This window comes from Soehngenia sp. (assembly GCF_055108775.1).
The window spans coordinates 1-21,541 of the sequence record NZ_JBSQIL010000026.1; the positions used below are offsets into that span (position 1 = coordinate 1).

Here is a 21,541-nt window from a genome sequence, read left to right on the forward strand (position 1 = left end):
TGTAATCCATCTGAAATTTATTTTACATCAGGTGGCACAGAGAGCAATAATACTGCGATACAAGGGGTTTTGAAAGCAAAAAAACGCAATGGCAAACACATTATTACGACAAAATTGGAACATCCTTCAGTTTTAAATGCAATAAAAACTTATGAAAGAGAGGGTTATGAGGTTACTTACCTAAATAATGATGATTTTGGTAGAATTGATATATCAGAATTAGAAAATAGTATAAGAAAAGATACTATACTTGTGTCAATAATTCATGTAAACAATGAAATAGGAGTCATACAGGATTTAAAAAAAATAAATCAGGTTATTAGAGAGAAAAATTCAAACATTCATTTTCATGTTGATGGAGTTCAATCCTTTGGAAAAACAAACTTAAAATTAAATGAAATATCTGTTGATAGTTTTTCTTTTAGTGCACATAAAATCCATGGACCCAAAGGGATTGGAGGGCTGTATTTAAAAAATAAAACAAGAATAGACCCATTAATTTTCGGGGGCAATCAAGAAAAAGGCTTAAGGTCTGGCACAGAGAATATTCCAGCTATTGCAGGCTTTGGGAAAGCTGTTGAAATACTGAACAATAATCTTAGCTATGAGAAATCAGAAGTTAATAAGATTAAGTTGAGTTTTGCAAATTTCTTTCAAAATAATATTGATGATATTAGAATAAATTCTCTCTTAGATAATACTGGCTCAAGTTATATACTTAGTGTGTCATTTAAAGATGTTAGAAGTGAAGTGTTACTTCATATGTTAGAGGATAAAGATATTTACATTTCAACAGGATCTGCATGCTCTTCAAAATCATCAAAAAAGAGTCATGTGCTCAAAGCCATAGGTCTTGATGATAATCTAATAGAAGGGACTATACGATTATGTTTTTCATATGAGAATATAGAAAATGATTTAGAATTAGTTATGAATGAAATAAAGAAAAATGTAGAATATATTAGAAAAATTACAAGGAGATGAGAAATTGGAAAGGGTAATAAGTGTTAGTTTAGGAGAAGTAGTATTAAAAGGGTTGAATAGAAAATATTTTGAAAATAAATTAATTGAAAACATAAAGAGAGCTTTAAAAAACTTTGGAGATTATAAGATATATAAAGAACAAGGCAAACTATACATTGAAGGGCTTGAAAATGTAGAATCAGATGTAATTAAGAAATTAACTAAGATATTTGGAATAATTTATGTTAGTCCATGTATTAGAACAAGTACAGATATTGAAGATATAAAAAAAGCAAGTATAATTTTACTAAAAGAGAAAACTGTTCAACTGCAGGGTGTTGTTACATTTAAAGTTAATACTACAAGATCGGATAAAAGATACCCTTTGATATCACCTGAAGTTTCTAGGATAGTAGGTGCAGCAATTCTAGATAATTTGAGCAATGTTAAAGTCGATGTTGTTACTCCTAACATCACTTTATATATAGACATTAAAGAAAATGCTTATGTATATATTGACAAATTTAAATCTAGAGGCGGTCTTCCTATAGGAACTAATGGTAAGGGGCTTTTATTACTTTCAGGGGGAATTGATAGCCCAGTAGCAGGATATATGATGGCAAAAAGAGGCCTTGAAATTGATTGTTTGCATTTTCATTCCTATCCATTTACTTCTCAGCGAGCTGAAGAAAAAGTCCTTAAATTAGCAGAAGAGATATCATTATATACTGGACCACTTAAATTATATAGCATTAATCTTTTAAATATTCAAAAGCATATCAATGAAAACTGCCCAGAAGATCAAATGACAATTCTTTCAAGAAGATTTATGATGAGAATAGGAGAAAGGTTAGCTAATGAGAATAAATATGATTGTTTAATTACTGGAGAAAATTTAGGACAAGTAGCTAGCCAAACCATTGAAAGCATAAAGGTTATAGAACAATCAGTAAATACAACGATATTAAGACCCTTAATAGGTTTTGATAAAACTGACATAATAAAGATGGCAATTGATATTGAAACTTATGAAACTTCAATTTTGCCTTATGAAGATTGCTGTACTGTGTTTTTGCCTAAGCACCCATTAACTAGGCCTAAATTAGAAGAAATATTAATATCAGAGGAAAACTTAGATATTGAATTTCTGATTGACGAAGCTTTTAAAGATAAAAAAATATATAAAATAAAATAGAACACTTAAGTGTTCTATTTTATTTTATATATTTTTAATCTAGATTATTAGAATAAATATATTGACATGTTGAGTTTTGTAAATTATACTAAACTAGTACGTGTTTAGTAAATATAAACTTTTTGTTTAATAAAACATGTCTTGGAGGAACCATGAATATTGGAGAAAAAATAAAGGAACTTAGAGTGAGAAATAATTTAACACAAGAAGAGCTCGCCGATAGATGTGAACTTACAAAGGGCTTTATATCACAATTAGAAAGGGATTTGACATCACCTTCTATTTCGACTTTGATTGATATATTAGAATGTCTAGGAACAAATTTAAAAGATTTTTTTAGTGAAGAAATAGAAGAAAAAATTGTTTTTCACAAGGAAGATGTCTTTGAAACTCAAAATGATGAGTTGAAATATGTTTTGAGTTGGATTATTCCAAATTCTCAAAAAAACTTGATGGAACCTATTAAGGTCGATTTATTAGCAGGAGGTAAGACCAAAGAGGATTATCCCCATGAAGGCGAAGAATTCGGGTATGTCTTAAAGGGAAATATTATACTGTATATTGGAAACGAAAAATATAAAGTTAAAAAAGGTGAAAGCTTTTATTATAAAGCAAATAGATATCACTATATATCTAATGAAAGTAATACTAGTGCTTCTTTTATATGGATAAGCACTCCCCCTAATTTTTAAAGAGGTGAAAGAAATGCCAAAAGTTCATGCAATTGATTTAATAAATATAACTAAAAAATTTGGTGACGATATAGTTTTAGACAACATAAACTTATATATAAGACAAAATGAATTTTTAACATTACTTGGACCTAGTGGGTGTGGTAAAACTACAACTTTGAGAATAATTGGAGGATTTGAAACACCAACAGACGGAAAAGTTATTTTCGATGGAGAAGATATAACAAATTTACCTCCTTATTTGAGGCAAATAAATACTGTATTTCAAAGATATGCTTTATTTCCACATTTAAATGTATATGAGAACATAGCTTTTGGGTTAAAGATAAAAAAGAAAAGCAATCAAGAGATTAAAGAGAAAGTAACAAGAATGCTAAAATTAGTAAATTTAGAAGGATATGAAAAACGAAACATTGAATCTTTAAGTGGTGGACAGCAACAAAGAATTGCTATTGCAAGAGCTCTTGTAAATGAACCAAAAGTCCTTCTACTAGACGAACCATTAGGTGCTTTGGATTTAAAGCTAAGGAAAGAAATGCAAGTAGAGCTAAAAAAGATGCAACAAAGTGTAGGCATAACATTCATTTATGTAACGCATGATCAAGAAGAAGCACTTACTATGTCGGATACTGTAGTAGTAATGGATAAGGGGAAAATCCAGCAAATTGGAACACCTATTGATATTTATAATGAACCTCAAAATAGGTTTGTTGCACAATTCATTGGAGAAAGTAATATCTTAGAAGGGACAATGGAAAGAGATTTTAAAGTATGGTTTTTAGGAAAAGATTTCGACTGTGTTGACAAAGGATTTAACAATAATGAAGATGTAGATGTCGTAATTAGGCCTGAAGATGTTGAGATTGTTGAAATAGATAGTTCAAAGTTAAAGGGATTAGTTTTAAGTGTATTATTTAAAGGAGTCCATTATGAAATGGAAATACAAACTGGCGATTTTGTTTGGAAAGTACACTCAACTATCATGAAAGAAGTTGGCAGTGAAGTTGGATTAAGGATTTTGCCAGATAATATACATGTAATGAGAAAGGAGAAATAAATGAAATTAAGTAAGCATGGGTATTTTTATCTTTTGTGGATGGCAATTTTTATTGCGATTCCATTGCTTATGGTTGTTTATTTTGCTTTTACCACTGGAGATAGTCAAAACATAACCTCATTTACCTTTAGCCTGGATAATTTCAAAAGATTCTTTACTCCGATATACATTGAAGTGTTAAACAAGTCAATACAGTTAGCACTAGTATCAACTATTATATGCTTGCTTTTGGGATATCCAGTCGCATACATAATCAGTAAAGAGAAATTAAAATATAGAAATGTACTCATACTCTTATTTGTTATTCCAATGTGGATGAATTTTCTATTGAGGACTTATGCGTGGTTAACTCTACTTGGGAAAAATGGAATAATAAACTATTTTATAACTAAACTAGGTTTTCAGCCACTTGACCTTCTATATAATGACTTTGCTGTATTATTGGGAATGGTATATAATTTTTTACCATTTATGGTACTTCCGATATTTTCAGTTTTGACAAAAATGGACAATAGTTTGATTGAAGCCTCTTGGGATTTAGGAGCAAATAAATTAAAGACTTTTCTAAAAGTAACGCTTCCTCTGAGTTTACCTGGAGTAATTTCAGGAGTAACAATGGTTTTTATACCTGCTGTTAGTACATTTGTAATTTCTAGTTTACTCGGAGGAAATAAAACTTATTTAATAGGAAATCTTATTGAGCAACAATTTAGATATACAGGTGATTGGCACTTCGGATCTGCTATGTCAATTATTTTAATGATTTTCATATTAATATCTATGGCATTGACATCACGATTTGATAAAGCAAAAGAAGGTGAGGGTGGTGAGCTCTGGTGAAAAAGAATTTAGGCAGGATATATACCGCACTTATTTTTTTATTTCTATATGCGCCTATAATTATTTTAATAATATTCTCATTTAACAATTCAAAATCACGAGGCAATTGGGATGGCTTTACTATTAAATGGTATGTAGAACTATTTAAAAATGATGAGATTCTAAGATCTTTGTATTACACACTTATTATTGCAACAACCTCATCAATTATTTCAACGATAATGGGAACTTTTGCAGCCATTGGTATATATGATATGAGAGGATTGCCTAAAAAAATATCATTGAATTTAAATTATTTACCAGTTCTTAACCCAGATATAGTTACCGCTATATCCCTTATGGTTTTATTCAGAATTGTTAATTTAGAATTAGGACTCATTACTATTATATTAGCACATGTAACATTTTGTACACCCTATGTAATTCTTTCGGTATTGCCAAAGTTAAAGCAAATGAATAAGCATCTTGCAGAAGCAGCTCTTGATTTAGGAGCTACACCTTTTTATTCAATTAGAAAAGTAATAATTCCACAGATAATGCCTGGGATTATTACTGGAGCTTTGTTAGCTTTTACATTATCAATCGATGATTTTGTGATTACTTTTTTTACTGCAGGCAAAGGCGTATCTAATCTAAGTATGACTATATATTCTATGGCTAGGAGAGGAATAAATCCTGTTATTAATGCTTTATCTACTTTGATGTTTTTGACATTGATAATCTTATTAATAATAATTTATAAAAGAAGCGAAAAAGAGGAGGAAAATATAATTGAAAAATAAGAAAGTATTATTTCTAATAGCAACAGTATTTATTTTGACTATTCTTTCTGGATGTTCTGATGACAGACAAACATTAAATGTTTATAACTGGGGAGACTATATAAATCCTGAAGTTATTGATATTTTTGAAGACGAATTTAATGTTAAGGTAGTGTATGACACATTTGCTACTAATGAAGATTTATATGTAAAGATAAAACAAGGTGGAAGTAGTTATGATGTGATTTTCCCATCAGATTATATGATTGAGAGAATGATTAGAGAAGATTTATTACAAAAGATAGATTTAAATAAAATAAACAATATTAAAAATGTTGATGAAAAATTTATGAATTTAGATTATGACCCTAACAATGAATATTCTGTACCATATATGTGGGGAACTGTAGGTATAATATATAATAAGAATTTAGTAGATAGACCTATCACAAAATGGGCAGATTTATGGGATGAAGAATTTAAAGGAGAAATTATAATGCTAAATAGTCAAAGGGATAGTCTGGCTGTAGCATTAAAAAAACTTCATTATTCTTTAAACACAAGAGATATAAATGAACTTGAAGAGGCAAAAAATGAACTTATCAAGCAAAAACCTTTAGTATATGCTTATCAAGGCGATGAGATAAAAGATACAATAATAAGCGAAGATGCAGCAATAGGAGTAGTGTGGTCTGGAGATGCAGTGGCTATGATGAGAGAAAATGAAAATTTAGTTTATGTATTGCCTGAAGAAGGAACAAATCTTTGGTTTGATGCGATGGTAATACCTAAAGGGGCTAAAAATGTTGATTTATCTCATGAGTTCATCAATTTCATGTTGAGACCAGAAATAGCAGCTAAAAATGCTGAATATATTGGCTACTCTTCACCTATACCTAAAGCTGTTGATTTATTGAGCGATGATTTGAGAAATAATGAAGTTGCATATCCTGATTTTGACAAATTGAATAATACAGAGATATTTAAAGATCCTTCAGATATTTTACAAGAATACGACAGAATTTGGACTGAAGTAATTAGTTCTAAATAAAAAATAAAAAAGCTTCCTTTGTTAATATTTATTAATAGAGGAAGCTTTTTGGGTATATAACATTATATACTAGGAGGTGGAAAATGGAATTAAAATTTTACGGAGCAACAAAGATTGTAACGGGATCGAATATTTTATTATCAACTAAAAAATACAATTTATTATTAGATTGTGGTCTGTTTCAAGGAGACAAAGAGCTGGAGAGTTTAAATTATGCTCCATTTCCTTATAATCCTTCTGAAATAGATTTTCTTATATTGACTCATGCTCATATTGACCACAGTGGAAGAATACCTAAACTCATTAAAGAAGGGTTTAAGGGGAAAATAATATCCACTAAACCAACCATGCAACTTTCAGAAATTATGTTAAAAGATTGTGCACATATTCAAGAATCAGATATTAAATGGGAAAACATAAGAAGGCAAAGAGCTGGAGAAGAATTACTAGTTCCACTGTACACAATTGAAGAAGCTCAAAATTCGATTGCCTATTTTGAGACTTTTAATTATGATGAGGAAATAGAATTAAATGATGATATTAAATTAATTTTCAGAGATGCTGGGCATATTTTAGGTTCTGCTATTTTAGAATTATGGATAAAAGAAGACGGGAAAAATTATAAAGTAGTTTATACTGGAGATTTAGGTATGCCAGGAAGGCCGATTCTAAAAGATCCAGAGTATATAAACGAAGCAGATTATTTAATAATTGAATCAACATATGGAAATCGTGTTCACGAAAATTATAGAGAAGATATAGATAAACTGATTGATATAATTGAAAACACAGCATATAGAGGAGGTACTGTTTTAATTCCTTCATTTGCTGTAGGGAGAACTCAAGAACTTATCTATGAATTAAATAGATATTATGAATATGTAAATAAAGAAGAGTATAAAAAAATCCCAATATATATTGATAGCCCAATGGCTATAGAAGCAACAAAAATTTTTCAAGAAAATGCAGTGTTTTTTGATGAAGAAGCGAAAAATTTAATATTATCTGGAGACAATCCCTTTGAGTTTGAAAACCTAAGATATATTCAAAGTCAAGAAGAGTCTATGAATCTAAATAAAGCTCAGTTTCCTAAAGTGATTATATCGGCAAGTGGAATGGCAAATGCAGGGAGAATAAGACATCATTTAAAGCATAATCTATGGAACCCTTTAAATAGTTTGGTCTTTGTTGGATATCAAGCTGCGGGAACATTAGGTAGAATATTGCTTGATGGTTCTAAAAAAATAAAACTATTAGGCGAAGAAATTGCTGTAGAATTAGAAATTTATAATTTGCAAGGGTTTTCGGCACATGCAGATATTATTTTTTTAAGGGAATGGATATCGCATTTAATTAGAAAACCTAAGAAAGTCTTTATTGTTCATGGAGAAGCAGAAGCAGCAAACAATCTATCCAAGGAAATTTTTCATTATTTCGGAATAGAATGTTTAATACCTGATTATGGAGATAGTGTAATTATTGAGAATGGATTTACAACTCAGACCATATCACCAGTTGAAAATAAATTATCATTGCTAATCGACTTAATAAATGAGTTAAACTATTTAGAACAAGAAATAAGCAAAATTGAAATGATGTTAGCAGATAAGAAAAACAAAAAAGCAACTTTGAAAAACTATGATATAATTAAAAACAAAGTGTTAGAGATTAAAAATGCACTATTGGAAATAAATTTAATCTTAGGTAAATAAAGGAGGAAATATGAAATACGTAACAAATTTATCAAATAATCCATACTATAATTTAGCATTTGAAGAATATCTATTCAAAAATTTGCCTGATGAAGAGGAGTTTGTTTTTTTATGGATAAATAGTCCCGCAATAATAGTTGGCAAAAATCAAAATACAATTGAAGAAATAAACCAGAAGTTTGTTGAAGAGAATGATATAAAAGTAGTTAGAAGAGTAACTGGTGGAGGAGCAGTTTATCATGATTTTGGAAATTTAAACTTTTCGATTATTAAAAATACAAACGGGAAAGAAAAAATTGACTTCTCCGTAATTAATATACCTATTTTGAAAGCTCTTGAGAAGTTCGGAATAAAAGCAGAGTTAACAGGTAGAAATGATTTAACAGTAGATGGTAAAAAGATTTCAGGAATAGCTCAGTCATTACACAAACAAAAGGTTTTAAATCATGGAACGATTCTTTATGATACTGATTTAAGCATATTATCACAAGCTTTAAATGTAAAACAGGATAAGATAGAATCTAAGGGTGTTAAGTCAGTGAAATCTAGAGTTACTAATATAAAGCCCTATATGAAGAGTGATATTGATATATTAGAATTTAAAGAGACTCTACTAAAGTATATATTTGAGCACCTTGGAGAACCTTATGAAGAATATAAATTATCTGATGAATATCTAAATAATATTGATTTATTATACAAAAATAAATATCTCACATGGGAATGGAATTATGGTCAATCTCCTGATTTTAATTGGAAAAACTACAAAAGATTTCCAACTGGTTCAATAGATTTAAGACTCGAGATAAAATCTAGTATAATTCACAATGCGAAAATATATGGTGATTTCTTTGGGGCAAAGGATATATCTGAACTAGAAAATATGTTAAAAAACTTAAAATATGATAAAGATGAGGTTAAAAATGCTTTATCAGGGATTGATATTACTCAATATCTAGGTAACATTACTTTGGAAGATTTCTTAGAATTATTATTCGAATAAGGGTGGCAAGATGAAAATATTGAAAATAATTTTAATTATTTTAATCTTAATTATTTTAATTTTTTTAGCTGGAATCTTATTTTTACCAGAATATTTATCATATACAGTAAATGAGAAAGATATTACACTAGAAGTCCAACCAGGAGACAATTTGAGGGATGTTGCCCAAAAATTAGCTGACTTAAATGCTATTAGAAGTGAAACTTTTTTCTACTATAAGGGAAGAACTATTGCAAATAATATCAAGACTGGGGAATATGTTATTTATCCCCAAATGCCTATTGAGAATATCTATGATTTGATTACCAAAGGAAACGATTCAAAGACAATAAGAATTACATTTCCTGAAGGATTTACTTTGTATCAATTTGCAACAAGACTCGAAGAAAATGGCTTAGTTGGCAAAGATGAATTTATTGATGCTACTGAAGAATATTTTGAAAAAAATTTATCAAACTATGTAGATAACAGTCAAATGTACTTTAGCTTAGAAGGATATTTATTCCCAGAAACATATTTTTTTAGTGAAAAACAAAATGCTGAGGAAATTGTCCAGTGGTTAGTTGACACTTTAAACGATAAATGGACACAGGAAATGGAAGAACAAAGAGAAAAATTAAATATGACTAAACATGAGATATTAACAATAGCCTCACTCATAGAAAGAGAGGCATATAATGATGAAGAACGAGCTAGAATATCTGGTGTAATATACAACAGACTAGAAATCGGTATGCCTTTACAAATAGATGCATCGGTTATATATGGTAAAGGAGAAGGTAGAGATCATACAAGTATAATAACCAAGAATGACTTATTGGAAGCAAATCCATATAACACATATGTTAATAGAGGTCTTCCACCTGGACCAATAGCTTCACCAGGTTTCAATTCAATAATAGCAGCTTTGTATCCAGAAGAACATGAATACTATTATTATGTAATGGGGAAAAACGGGCATGTATTTGCACAAACATATGAAGAGCATTTAAAAAATGTTGAGGAATATAGAAAAATGCAATAAAAAACCCCCACTATCAAGCATCTAATGCAATGATAGTGGGGTTTTTTGGTGCCGAAGGCGGGAGTCGAACCCGCACGGTGTTGCCACCGCTGGATTTTGAGTCCAGTACGTCTGCCAATTCCATCACTTCGGCATGATTAACACAAAAATAATGATAGCATAGAAATGTATAAAAATCAACAAATATTTTCTATAATTTATAATACATCATAAAGAGATTAAATTAATTGTGAAATTGACAATTGATATAATGTTTACCTATTAATAAAATTAATGGTATACTATAGTTATTTGAAAGAGGAGGAATTAAGATGCCTGAAAAAACTTTAATGGTAATAGATGGGAGTTCATTAGTACATAGAGCATTTTATGCATTGCCTCTATTAAGTAATAAAAGTGGTGTTTATACTAATGGAGTTTATGGATTTTTGACAATGCTTTATAGAGTGTTAGATGATTATAAACCTGATTATATATGTGTTGCTTTTGACAGGAGAGCTAAGACTTTTAGGCATGAAGAGTATAAAGACTACAAAAGCACTAGAGACAAGACGCCAAGCGAATTATCTATGCAATTTCCAATATTAAAAACAATATTAGAAAATATGGGAATAAAGACAATCGACCTTGATTTATATGAAGCGGATGATATAGCAGGAACTTTGGCAAAAATGGGAGAAGAAATGGGGCTTAAGGTATATTTAGTAACAGGAGATAGAGATTATCTTCAATTAGCTTCAGATAATATAAAGATAATAATGACAAAAAAAGGGATTACAGAGATTGAAGAATATGATAGAAAAAGAATCGAAGAAGAATATAAAATCAAACCAAAACAATTTATTGAAGTTAAGGCTCTAATGGGAGATAAGTCTGACAATATTCCTGGAATTGATGGTATAGGTGAAAAAACTGCATTAAAATTGATTCAACAATACGGAAACATTGAAAATTTGTATAGCAATATTCAAGAGATAAAAGGGAAATTAAAAGATAAATTATCAGAGGGAGAAAATTTAGCAATTTTAAGTAGAAAATTAGCAGAAATAGTAACAGAAGTGCCGCTTGATTTTTCGATCGAAGACTTGACATCTAGTAAGCCTAATATTAAAGAGCTTAAAAAGATATTTGAAGATTTAGAATTTAAGAGTTTATTGCCTAAATTAGAAAGTGAAAATGTAGAAGAAATTAAAACTACAGAATTTAAAATAACAGAAATTACTTCAGAAGAAGATTTTCAGAAATTAATAAGGAATATAGACATAGCTAAAGAATTTACTTTTAAATTTGTTGTTGATGATTACATTAACGATAAACCAATAGGATTAGGAATAAAATTAAAGGGGGAAGATGCCCTATATATTGATTTTAGAAATATTGGAGTTGAACTATTAAACTCTCTAAGCTCTATTTTTGCTAATGAAAATTTAATTAAAAATAGTTGGCAAGCTAAATCAGACATAGTGAGCATAATTAAAATTGGATGGGATTTAAAAGGTAAAATATTTGATGCCTCAATAGCTCAATATTTAATAAATCCAGATCAAAATAATTATTCTATAAATCAAATAGCTCAAGAATATTTAGGTATAGAGGGAAGAAAAATTGAAGATATTTTTGGAAAGGGTAAATCAAAAAAAGATTTTAAAACGACTGATAAAAAACTTATCACAGAATATATTGCTTTTATATTAAATACAGTTGAATTATCAAAATCTAAAATGATTAATATTATAGAAAATAGAAATATGAAAGAATTGTTTAACAATGTAGAAATTCCACTAGTTGAAGTACTAGCAAACATGGAATTCTATGGTATTGGTATTGATGAAAGAGAACTTGAATCTATTGGAAAGAGTTTTGAAGCGGAAATAGATTCACTAATAAAAAATATATATGAATTAGCTGGAGAAGAATTCAATATAAATTCACCTAAGCAATTAGGATATATATTATTTGAAAAATTAAAATTGCCAACAGTTAAAAAGACAAAGACTGGGTATTCCACCGATGTAGAAGTATTAGAAGAATTAAAAAATGTTCATCCAATTGCAAAAGAATTGATAAGATATCGACAAATAATAAAGCTCAAATCTACTTATATAGAAGGGCTTAAACCAATGATTAATAAGACAACTGGAAGAATACATTCAAAATTCAATCAAACTGTAACTAGCACAGGAAGGATATCAAGCACTGAACCGAATCTTCAAAACATACCGATTCGAAGTGAGGACGGAAAAAGAATAAGAAAGGCTTTCATAGCACAAAAACCTGATTATATATTTCTTGATGGAGACTACTCTCAAATTGAATTAAGAATTTTAGCACATTTATCTAATGATGAAAAGATGATTGAAGCATTTTTGAACGATCAAGACATCCATACAAAAACAGCAAGTGAAGTTTTCGGGGTAGACATAAAAGATGTAAATTCAGACCTTAGAGCAAAAGCAAAAACAATTAATTTTAGTATAATTTATGGAATATCTGACTATAGTTTATCAAGAGATTTAGAAATTAGTAGAAAAGAAGCAAGAACCTATATTGATGAATACTTTGAAAACTATAATGGTGTAAAACGATATATGGAAGATTCAATCAATAAAGCTAAGGAACAAGGTTATATAGAAACAATTTTGAATCGAAGAAGGTATATTCCTGAAATAAATTCTAGCAACTACAATGTAAGATCTTTTGGTGAACGTGTAGCTATGAATATGCCAATTCAAGGTAGTGCAGCTGATATTATAAAGATGGCTATGGTAGAAATCTACAAAGATTTAAAACAAAAAAAATTAAGATCCCATATAGTATTAACAATACATGATGAATTAATTATTGAAACTCACATTGATGAATTGGATTATGTCAAGAATATGATGAAAGAAAAAATGGAAAATGTAGTAAGATTAAGAGTGCCTTTAAAAGTTGAAATATCTCAAGGAGCTAACTGGTATGAAACAAAATAGGGCTAAGATTATTGGAATAACTGGTGGAATTGCTACTGGTAAATCGACTGTAGTAAAAATATTAAAGTCTATGAATTTTATTGTAATAGAAGCAGATGAGATATCAAAAGAAGTGGTAAAAAAAGGAAAACCAGGATTGACAAAGATTGTAGAAAAATTTGGGGAAAATATATTGTTAGAAGATGGAGAACTAAATAGAAAAAAATTAGGCGAGATTATATTTAATAATGAAGATAAAAGAAAAGAGTTAAATGAAATAATGCATCCAATCATAATAAAAGAAATATTGGATAGATTAAAAAGCTATATTTTTAAATATGATATCATATTTATAGACATGCCACTCTTATTCGAGACTAAAGAATTGTTGAGTGATATGGGCTTATATTTTGATGAGATATGGCTTGTTTATTGTGATGAAGATGTTCAATTGAATAGGTTAATGAAAAGAGAAAATATTGAATTTGATTATGCTTTGAAAAAGATAAAATCTCAATTAGATTCAAATTATAAAAAGAAAAATAGCGATAAAATAATATACAATAATGGAAGTTTAGAAGAATTAGAAAAATCAGTAATAGATATGGTTAAGGAATTAAGAAGTGATAAAAATGAAAAAGATGTTTAAAATTTTTATAATAATTTTGGTTTTAGTATTTGGGTTAAAAACATTGCTATTCATAACTTTTCCAGTTCAACACAAAGAAATAGTATATAAATATTCAACTGAATTCAACTTAGACCCATTTTTAGTACTTTCAATAATCAAAGTTGAAAGTAATTTTAATGAAAATGCTATATCTTCGAAAAACGCGAGAGGTTTGATGCAGATTGGTGAAACAACAGCAAAATGGGCTGCTGAAGAATTAAAAATTGAAGACTTTAGAATAGAAGATTTGTTTGATCCGGAAATAAATATCTTAATTGGTACATGGTATATGAATAATCTCTTAAACCAATTTGGGAATACAGAAGTTGCATTAGCGGCATATAACGCTGGTAGCGGCAATGTAACAAATTGGTTAAATAACAATGACTATAGCTTTGATTCTACGACTCTTTATAGAATTCCTTTTGACGAAACGGAAAATTATGTAAGAAAGGTATCAGAAAATTTTAGAATATACGAGAGATTGTATGATGAGGAAATATTTAAATCAAATATTTCGCTGTCTGAAAAATTGTCAGATAGAATACATTCTTTTATTTTAGCTAAAAGAAAGGGGAATATTAATTGAAAAAAATTATAAACCCTCTGATTATATTTATTATATTAATGATATTTGCTACTGGGTGTCAAAATACGAACAACATTCAAAAACAAGAGCCATTTAAGTCTAGTTTGCAACAGATAATAGTCGAAAATGGCGAAATTTCGTTGCCGCTTACAAATTTTAAAACATTAAATCCGATTTACACAGACAATTTATATTATTATTACTTTTCTAAATTGATGTATGAAGGATTATTTGAATATGATGAAAATTTAAAATTATCACCTAAACTAGCAGAAAGTTTTAATATAAATGATGACGGGAAAAGTATCGATATCAAGATAAGAGAAAATATTTTTTTCCATGATGGGAGTGAACTTACAGCTGAGGATGTAGATTTTACTATCAATATGTTAAGACAGGCAGGGGATGAAAGTATTTATAATAATATGTACAAAAGTGCTTATAACAATGCCAATGTTTCTTATTTGAGATCGGATGTATTATCAAAATATAGCATAAGAATATATTTTGATAATACACCAACATTATGCTTGGATTTACTTACATTTCCTATAATAAAAAGTTCATCTAAAGAAACGGCATTAAGCAAAGAAAACTTTTTTCCAAATGGAACAGGTCCATATCAGTTTATAGATTATCAAAACAACAAAGAGATACATCTTAGAGCATATGATAATTATTGGGGAGAAAAAGCTCAAATAACTAATATAACTGGCAAAATATTTGAAAATGAAGAGCTGATGCTAACTGCATTTGAAGCTGGTAAAATTCACATTACTAAAAGTTTAGATTCTGATTGGGGTAAATATCTTAGCAACAATAGAGTAAAGACAAAAGAATTTATTTCAGGAGAATATATTGGAATTGCTATAAACCATGAAAAAGAAATCTTTAATTCTGAGAATTCTCTTGAGATCAAAAAAAGTTTGATGTATGGTATTAATAGGCAAGAATTAATAAGAAAGATTTTCTTATCCCATGGTACAGCTGTTGATACACTGATATATCCAAATTTTTATTTATTACCTGAGTCTGCATATTCTTATGGATATAACTTAGATAAAGCTAAAGATTTATTGGATACTACTGAATATTTTTTATACGATAAAGATAATATTAGAATCAATGAATCTGGAGAAAGATTATCTTTTGATTTATTAGTTAATGGAAAAGATAAAATATTATTAAGCATGGCTAATATGATTAAATCAGATCTTTTAGATTTAGGTATAGAATTAAATTTAATTGTTATAAATAATGAAGAAATAGAAGATAAAGATTTTAGAGAAGAGCTCAAAAATGGAGACTTTGAATTAGCAATCTTTAGATACCAAATAGGTACTTTTCAACGTTATGAATCACTACTAAAATCAGACAATATAGGATATGACAATTTCTCTAGATATAGTAATCAAATGATGGATGCATTATTGGATGATATTAGTAACTCAATTAATGAAGAAGATAAAAGAGATGCTTATGAAGAGTTCTCAAAATATTTTATCGAAGAAATCCCATATATAAGCATTATGTATCTAAATGACAGCTTGCTAGTAGATTCCTCGATAAAAGGGGATTTAAAACCTCAATACTATAATATCTACTATGGACTTCAAGAGTGTTATTTATCTTTAGATAAATAAATCCTACACTTTTTAATAATGCATAAGATTTTATGCTTGATATTAGCTAAATAAAATACTATAATAACTTTGTGAGATTATTTAGAATTAAAATTGCGAGTGTGCTGGAATAGGCAGACAGGCATGTTTGAGGGGCATGTGCTAGTATTAGCGTATGGGTTCAAGTCCCATCACTCGCACCATGTCAAAATTTAAATAATCTAAAACATAGAAATAAATAGTTTTATGGATTCTAAAGAAAAACAATAATTATATTAATATCAAGACAATTAAACCAGTATTTTGCTATAAGCAAATACTGGTTTTTTATGTGAAATATAATCATTAGCATAAAAACTGGTTTGATTAATTATTTACTATGTATAAATGGTTTATTTGATTCCATTAAATCTAGCTTTTTGTTAAAAAATCTCTCTTAAGGTATACATTGATAAGTTTTAATGTTATAATATATTCTGATAGTTTATGTATAGGATTTAATAAAATAATATTATACTAGCAAAGAGGTGTAGAATAATGGACTTAGGCAAATTAACATTTAAGGGTGGAGCTTCAATCCCTGAATTCAAGGAATTGACCAGTAAAAATCCTGTTGAAGTATTAAAAAGTCCCAAGATAGTTTACATACCCCTACATCAGCATTCTGGTTCTCCTTGTGAGCCTTTGGTAAATGTTGGTGATGTTGTTAAAATTGGGCAAAAGATAGGTAGTTCTAATGCTTTTGTTTCATCCTCAATCCATTCAAGTGTGTCTGGGGTTGTTAAAGAAATCTCAACAATATATACCCCAACTGGAATTAAAAGTAAGTGTGTAGTTATAGAAAACGATGGCATGGATGAAATGATCGAAAGCATAAAAGAACGTAGTTTAGAATCTTATAAACGTGAAGAAATAATTTCAACTTTGAAAGAGATGGGAATAGTAGGAATGGGTGGAGCGAGTTTTCCTACTCATGTTAAATTTTCACCTCCAGAAGACAAAAAAATAGACATACTAATAATAAATGGAGCAGAATGTGAACCATATATAACTGCTGATCATAGATTGATGTTAGAAAACACTAAAGATATAGTATCAGGTATTAAAGTAGCGATGAAAGCACTAAACACTGAAAAAGCATACATCGGGATTGAAGATAATAAACCTGATGCAATAGAAGCAATGAAGAAAGAATTAGCTGGTGAAAAAAACATAGAAGTGGCTATATTAAAAACAAAGTATCCTCAAGGTGATGAAAAAAGGATAATAGATGCGATAACTAATAGGAAAGTGCCATTAGGTGGACTTCCAATGGATGTTGGGTGTGTTGTATCTAATGTAGCTACTATTAAAGCAATTAATGATGCTATTTTAAAAGGTAAGCCTCTATATGAAAGGATTGTAACAGTAACAGGATCAGTAAACAATCCCAAAAATTTACTTGTTAGAATCGGCACTCCTATAGAAGATTTAATTGAGGCTTGTGGAGGGTTTAAAGGGAAACCTGGAAAGATAATAATTGGTGGACCAATGATGGGAATCGCTCAATTTGATTTAAAGACACCTATTGTAAAAGGATCAAATGGGGTTTTAGTTCAAGCTTTAGATGAAATAAAAAATGAAGAAGTTTTACCTTGCATCAAATGCGGCAAATGCATTGATGTGTGCCCATCTAGATTAGAACCACTTTTTATTTCTAGTTATTCTTTAAAGGATAACTACAGTAAGTGTGATGAATTAAATGCACTTGCTTGTGTTGAATGTGGGGCATGTTCTTATATATGTCCAGCAAAGAGACCATTAGCAGAATCTATAAAGATTGCTAAAAGAGAAATTACTGCAAAGAGGAAGAAATCATAATACGGAGGGTTGAATAATGGTTGAAAAGACAATTGGAAAGACTAAAGATGATTCTAATTCTTTAGATAATAAACTTATTGTATCCTTATCTCCGCATATCAGATCAGATGAATCGGTAAGGGGAATTATGGGAGATGTAATTATCGCATTAATACCAGCGATGATTGCAAGCATTTATTATTTTGGCTTTAATGCATTTAAGTTAATACTTATCACAACGATTTCTGCAGTTTGTGCAGAGGCTTTTATTCAAAAACTTTTTAAAAAGCCAATTAGAGTAAATGATTTAAGTGCAGTTGTAACAGGAATTCTTTTAGCTCTTAACTTACCAGCTGGAGCTCCATGGTGGATGGCTGTATTCGGTGCTTTTTTTGGGATAATAGTAATAAAGGAATTCTTTGGAGGAATTGGATCGAATTTTATGAATCCTGCATTAGGTGCTAGGGCAGCACTTGTGGCATCTTGGCCTAGTTTGATGGCTACATATACATTTCCGGATGCAGTTAGCTCTGCAACACCTTTACAAATATTAAAAGAAGGAAGTGGAAGTTTACCAACTATACAACAGATGTTTATTGGGAATATAGGTGGAGTTATCGGTGAAACATCCGCTGCGTTACTTTTAATTGGTGGAGTTTACTTAGTCATAAGAAAAGTTATTGATTGGAAAGTTCCAACAATATATATTGGTACTACTGCATTGATGTTATTGTTATTGGGTGTTGACAATAGTCAAATAATCTATCATATACTTGGTGGAGGATTAATGCTAGGAGCAATTTTTATGGCAACTGATTATTCTTCTTCCCCAGTCACTTCAAAAGGTAAAATTATATTTGCAATAGGTTGTGGATTATTAACTGCTTTATTCAGAGTAAAAGGCAATTTACCAGAGGGTGTAACATACGCAATATTAATAATGAATGTTGCTTCTCCTCTAATTGAAAAATTGACTAAACCAAAAGTATTTGGGGAGGTAAAGTAAATGAAAGAGACTATAAGACTTGCATTGATACTATTTTTAGTCGCTGCTGTGTCAGCTGGAATTTTAGCATTTGCAAACGAACTAACAGCACCTATAATTGCTGAGATTGAAAGAGAAGGAAGTTTTGGAGCAATTGCGGATATGTTTCAAGATGCAGACGACTTTCAACCATTAGAGGATGAAATAATGAATGAAATTTTGGCAAATAACAACTTTGTTCAAGAAGTCACTAAAGCTTTAAAAGGCGATGAAGTAATAGGTTACGGCTTTAAAGTTAAATCTGTTGGCTATGGTGGAGATATAATATCTTTAATAGGAATAAACACAGAAGGAAGAATAGTTGGATTTACAGTATTGCAAATGAGTGAAACAGCAGGCTTAGGGTCTAGAATTGCTGATGATCCAGCATTTGCAGAATCATTTGTAGGTAAATCTGCTACTGAAAAACTAGTTCCTGTAGCATCACCATCGGCAGACAATGAATTTCTTGCATTAAGTGGTGCAACAGTATCGACTTCGGCAGTTCAAGCTGCTGTAAATGGAGCAGTTGATGCATTTGTAAATTATCTTTCTAAATAGCGGGGTGATTATATGAAAACTTCAGATATATTTAAAAATGGCTTAATTAAGCAAAATCCAATTTTCATTCAGTTGATTGGTATGTGTTCTGTTTTGGCAGTATCAAGTTCATTAAAAAATAGCGTGACTATGTCAGCTGCTGTAATAGGAGTTTTAGTTCTGTCAAATATCGTTATTTCACTTATAAGAAAAGTTATACCAGATAAGATTAGAATTCCAATTTTTATTGTTGTAATTGCAACTTTTGTTACATTAGTTGAAATGTTAATGAAAGCATTCATGCAACCTATGTATCAAGCTTTAGGGATATTCATTCCATTGATAGTTGTAAATTGCTTGATTTTAGCTAGAGCAGAGTCTTTTGCTTCAAAAAACGGAGTACTTAAATCTGCTTTAGATGGATTGGCTATGGGGCTTGGATATACAATTGCAATTTCTGTACTAGGAACTATTAGAGAAATATTAGGTTCTGGTACACTTTGGGGAATTCAACTTTTTGGAGAAAATTTCCAACCAGCAGGCCTTTTTATAGCACCTCCGGGAGCATTTATTTTGCTGGGTATCCTTATAGCTATATTTAGATCAGTAGTTGTAAAAAGAATTTCTCAAGAATAGGGGGCTTAATAGATGGATATAGTAAATATTATTATCGCGAACGTTTTTATTAACAATTATGTATTTTCTCGATTTCTAGGAATTTGCCCATTCTTGGGAGTATCAAATAAAATGGAGACTGCAACTGGAATGGGAATAGCTGTAACATTTGTAACAACATTAGCATCGGTAATTACACATATAATCCAAAAATATATTTTGGAGGTAGCTAATATAGAGTACTTACAGACAATAGTTTTTATTTTGGTCATAGCATCATTAGTTCAATTTGTAGAACTAGTACTTAAAAAGACATCACCATCTTTATACAATGCAATGGGCGTTTATTTACCATTAATTACTACTAACTGCATAGTTTTGGGAGTAGCTATATTAAATATTCAAGAAAATTATAATATTATTCAAACTGCTGTAAGTGGGTTCAGCGCAGCTTTAGGATTTACTTTGGCTCTTGTGTTAATGGCTTCTGTTAGGGAAAAACTGGAGGTTGCAGATATCCACGAATCTTTAGAGGGTTTTCCTTTAACACTTATTGCAGCTGGTCTGATGTCCATAGCTTTTGCTGGATTTTCAGGACTAATGTAGGAGGAGATTAAATGGAAATTACAAATATAATACAACCTATACTAATATTGGGCGGAATTGGACTTTTATTTGGGGCTTTGCTTTCAATAGCCTCTAAGATATTCGCAGTTGAAATAGATCAGAATGTAGAAAGAATATTAAATGTATTGCCTGGGGCTAATTGTGGAGCATGTGGTTATCCAGGATGTGAGGGTTTAGCTAAAGCATTGGCAGAAGGTAAAGCCGAATCTAATGCTTGCGTTGTTGGAGGTCAGAAAGTAGCGAACGATGTAGCTAAGGCTTTGGGCATAACAGCTAGTGAATTTGAAAAAAATGTAGCTGTTGTATTATGTCAAGGAGATTGTGATAAAGCAAAAGATAAATATGTTTATCAAGGTATTGAAGATTGTAAAGCACAAAACATATTAGCTGATGGGAAAAAGGAATGTCCATATGGTTGCCTTGGATGTGGTAGTTGTTATGATGTCTGCGCATTTGATGCTATAGCCATAATCAATGGAATAGCAATTATAGATAGAGAAAAATGTACAGCTTGTAAAAAGTGTATCGAAGTATGTCCGAAACATATTATTGAATTAGTTCCTTATGAAAGTCATGCCGTAGTGAAATGCAAAAGCGAGGATCCTGGGAAAGCAGTTAGGGGTTACTGTTCTATAGGATGTATTGGCTGCAAGATTTGTGTTAAAAATTGTCCGGAAGATGCTTTTTCTTTTGAAAACAATTTAGCTAAAATCAATTACGAAAAATGTACAAATTGCATGACATGTGTAGAAAAATGTCCTACTAA

Annotated in this window: 20 protein-coding genes and 2 tRNA genes; 21 read left to right on the forward strand and 1 reads right to left on the reverse strand. The window is 30.0% G+C overall.

The features are described 5' to 3' along the window. The 10 genes from ACTB1H_RS04865 to mltG form a co-directional block, all read left to right on the forward strand. Positions 1–984, forward strand: a 984-nt coding sequence (locus ACTB1H_RS04865; RefSeq protein WP_463261712.1) for a cysteine desulfurase family protein, incomplete at its 5' end; no start/stop codon positions are given. 4 nt (positions 985–988) lie between these two features. Beyond that, a complete protein-coding gene (gene thiI / locus ACTB1H_RS04870) occupies positions 989–2,158 on the forward strand; it encodes a tRNA uracil 4-sulfurtransferase ThiI (protein WP_463261713.1) in 1,170 nt (389 codons plus the stop codon). A 152-nt stretch (positions 2,159–2,310) separates the two neighbouring features. Continuing rightward, positions 2,311–2,850, forward strand: a complete 540-nt coding sequence (locus tag ACTB1H_RS04875; protein ID WP_463261714.1) for a helix-turn-helix domain-containing protein — start codon at positions 2,311–2,313, stop codon at positions 2,848–2,850. Positions 2,851–2,863: 13 nt separating this feature from the next. Further along, on the forward strand, positions 2,864–3,907 hold the full coding sequence (gene potA, locus ACTB1H_RS04880; RefSeq protein WP_463261715.1) for a spermidine/putrescine ABC transporter ATP-binding protein: 1,044 nt from the start codon (positions 2,864–2,866) through the stop codon (positions 3,905–3,907). Next, positions 3,908–4,747 (forward strand): ABC transporter permease, encoded by an 840-nt coding sequence (locus ACTB1H_RS04885; RefSeq protein WP_463261716.1) that lies wholly within the window; start codon positions 3,908–3,910, stop codon positions 4,745–4,747. It begins immediately after the preceding gene. Further along, on the forward strand, positions 4,744–5,529 hold the full coding sequence (locus tag ACTB1H_RS04890) for an ABC transporter permease (protein WP_463261717.1): 786 nt from the start codon (positions 4,744–4,746) through the stop codon (positions 5,527–5,529). The genes ACTB1H_RS04885 and ACTB1H_RS04890 overlap by 4 nt, the downstream gene beginning before the upstream one ends. Beyond that, a complete protein-coding gene (locus tag ACTB1H_RS04895) occupies positions 5,519–6,559 on the forward strand; it encodes an ABC transporter substrate-binding protein (RefSeq protein WP_463261718.1) in 1,041 nt (346 codons plus the stop codon). Before ACTB1H_RS04890 ends, ACTB1H_RS04895 begins: the two co-directional genes overlap by 11 nt. An 83-nt stretch (positions 6,560–6,642) precedes the next feature. Next, complete coding sequence (locus tag ACTB1H_RS04900) at positions 6,643–8,271, forward strand: MBL fold metallo-hydrolase RNA specificity domain-containing protein (RefSeq protein ID WP_463261719.1); 1,629 nt, start codon at positions 6,643–6,645, stop codon at positions 8,269–8,271. A gap of 10 nt (positions 8,272–8,281) precedes the next feature. Next, complete coding sequence (locus ACTB1H_RS04905) at positions 8,282–9,274, forward strand: lipoate--protein ligase (RefSeq protein WP_463261720.1); 993 nt, start codon at positions 8,282–8,284, stop codon at positions 9,272–9,274. 10 nt (positions 9,275–9,284) lie between these two features. Then, a complete protein-coding gene (gene mltG, locus ACTB1H_RS04910; RefSeq protein ID WP_463261721.1) occupies positions 9,285–10,298 on the forward strand; it encodes an endolytic transglycosylase MltG in 1,014 nt (337 codons plus the stop codon). A gap of 46 nt (positions 10,299–10,344) precedes the next feature. Here the strand turns inward: mltG and ACTB1H_RS04915 are convergent. After that, a tRNA-Leu gene (locus ACTB1H_RS04915) sits at positions 10,345–10,431 on the reverse strand. A 178-nt stretch (positions 10,432–10,609) separates the two neighbouring features. Here ACTB1H_RS04915 and polA point away from each other — a divergent pair. The 11 genes from polA to ACTB1H_RS04970 form a co-directional block, all read left to right on the forward strand. Next, on the forward strand, positions 10,610–13,270 hold the full coding sequence (polA, locus tag ACTB1H_RS04920; protein ID WP_463261722.1) for a DNA polymerase I: 2,661 nt from the start codon (positions 10,610–10,612) through the stop codon (positions 13,268–13,270). Next, positions 13,257–13,898, forward strand: a complete 642-nt coding sequence (gene coaE, locus ACTB1H_RS04925) for a dephospho-CoA kinase (protein ID WP_463261723.1) — start codon at positions 13,257–13,259, stop codon at positions 13,896–13,898. Before polA ends, coaE begins: the two co-directional genes overlap by 14 nt. After that, positions 13,882–14,508, forward strand: a complete 627-nt coding sequence (locus tag ACTB1H_RS04930; RefSeq protein WP_463261724.1) for a lytic transglycosylase domain-containing protein — start codon at positions 13,882–13,884, stop codon at positions 14,506–14,508. The genes coaE and ACTB1H_RS04930 overlap by 17 nt, the downstream gene beginning before the upstream one ends. Beyond that, entirely contained in the window at positions 14,505–16,151 is a 1,647-nt protein-coding gene (locus ACTB1H_RS04935; RefSeq protein ID WP_463261725.1) for an ABC transporter substrate-binding protein, read from the forward strand. The genes ACTB1H_RS04930 and ACTB1H_RS04935 overlap by 4 nt, the downstream gene beginning before the upstream one ends. A 95-nt stretch (positions 16,152–16,246) precedes the next feature. Continuing rightward, positions 16,247–16,333 (forward strand) — tRNA-Leu (locus ACTB1H_RS04940). A 334-nt stretch (positions 16,334–16,667) separates the two neighbouring features. Next, positions 16,668–17,990: an electron transport complex subunit RsxC gene (gene rsxC / locus ACTB1H_RS04945; RefSeq protein WP_463261726.1), complete on the forward strand. Its 1,323-nt coding sequence runs from the start codon at positions 16,668–16,670 to the stop codon at positions 17,988–17,990. A 16-nt stretch (positions 17,991–18,006) separates the two neighbouring features. Beyond that, positions 18,007–18,975, forward strand: coding sequence for an RnfABCDGE type electron transport complex subunit D (locus ACTB1H_RS04950; RefSeq protein ID WP_463261727.1), 969 nt, complete (start codon positions 18,007–18,009; stop codon positions 18,973–18,975). Beyond that, positions 18,976–19,554: an FMN-binding protein gene (locus ACTB1H_RS04955; RefSeq protein WP_463261728.1), complete on the forward strand. Its 579-nt coding sequence runs from the start codon at positions 18,976–18,978 to the stop codon at positions 19,552–19,554. A gap of 12 nt (positions 19,555–19,566) precedes the next feature. Next, a complete protein-coding gene (rsxE, locus tag ACTB1H_RS04960) occupies positions 19,567–20,169 on the forward strand; it encodes an electron transport complex subunit RsxE (protein WP_463261729.1) in 603 nt (200 codons plus the stop codon). A 12-nt stretch (positions 20,170–20,181) separates the two neighbouring features. Beyond that, the gene (gene rsxA / locus ACTB1H_RS04965) at positions 20,182–20,754 is read left to right on the forward strand and encodes an electron transport complex subunit RsxA (protein WP_463261730.1); all 573 of its coding nucleotides are present in this window, start codon (positions 20,182–20,184) and stop codon (positions 20,752–20,754) included. 11 nt (positions 20,755–20,765) lie between these two features. Continuing rightward, the coding region (locus ACTB1H_RS04970; RefSeq protein ID WP_463261731.1) for an RnfABCDGE type electron transport complex subunit B at positions 20,766–21,541 on the forward strand (776 nt) is incomplete at its 3' end.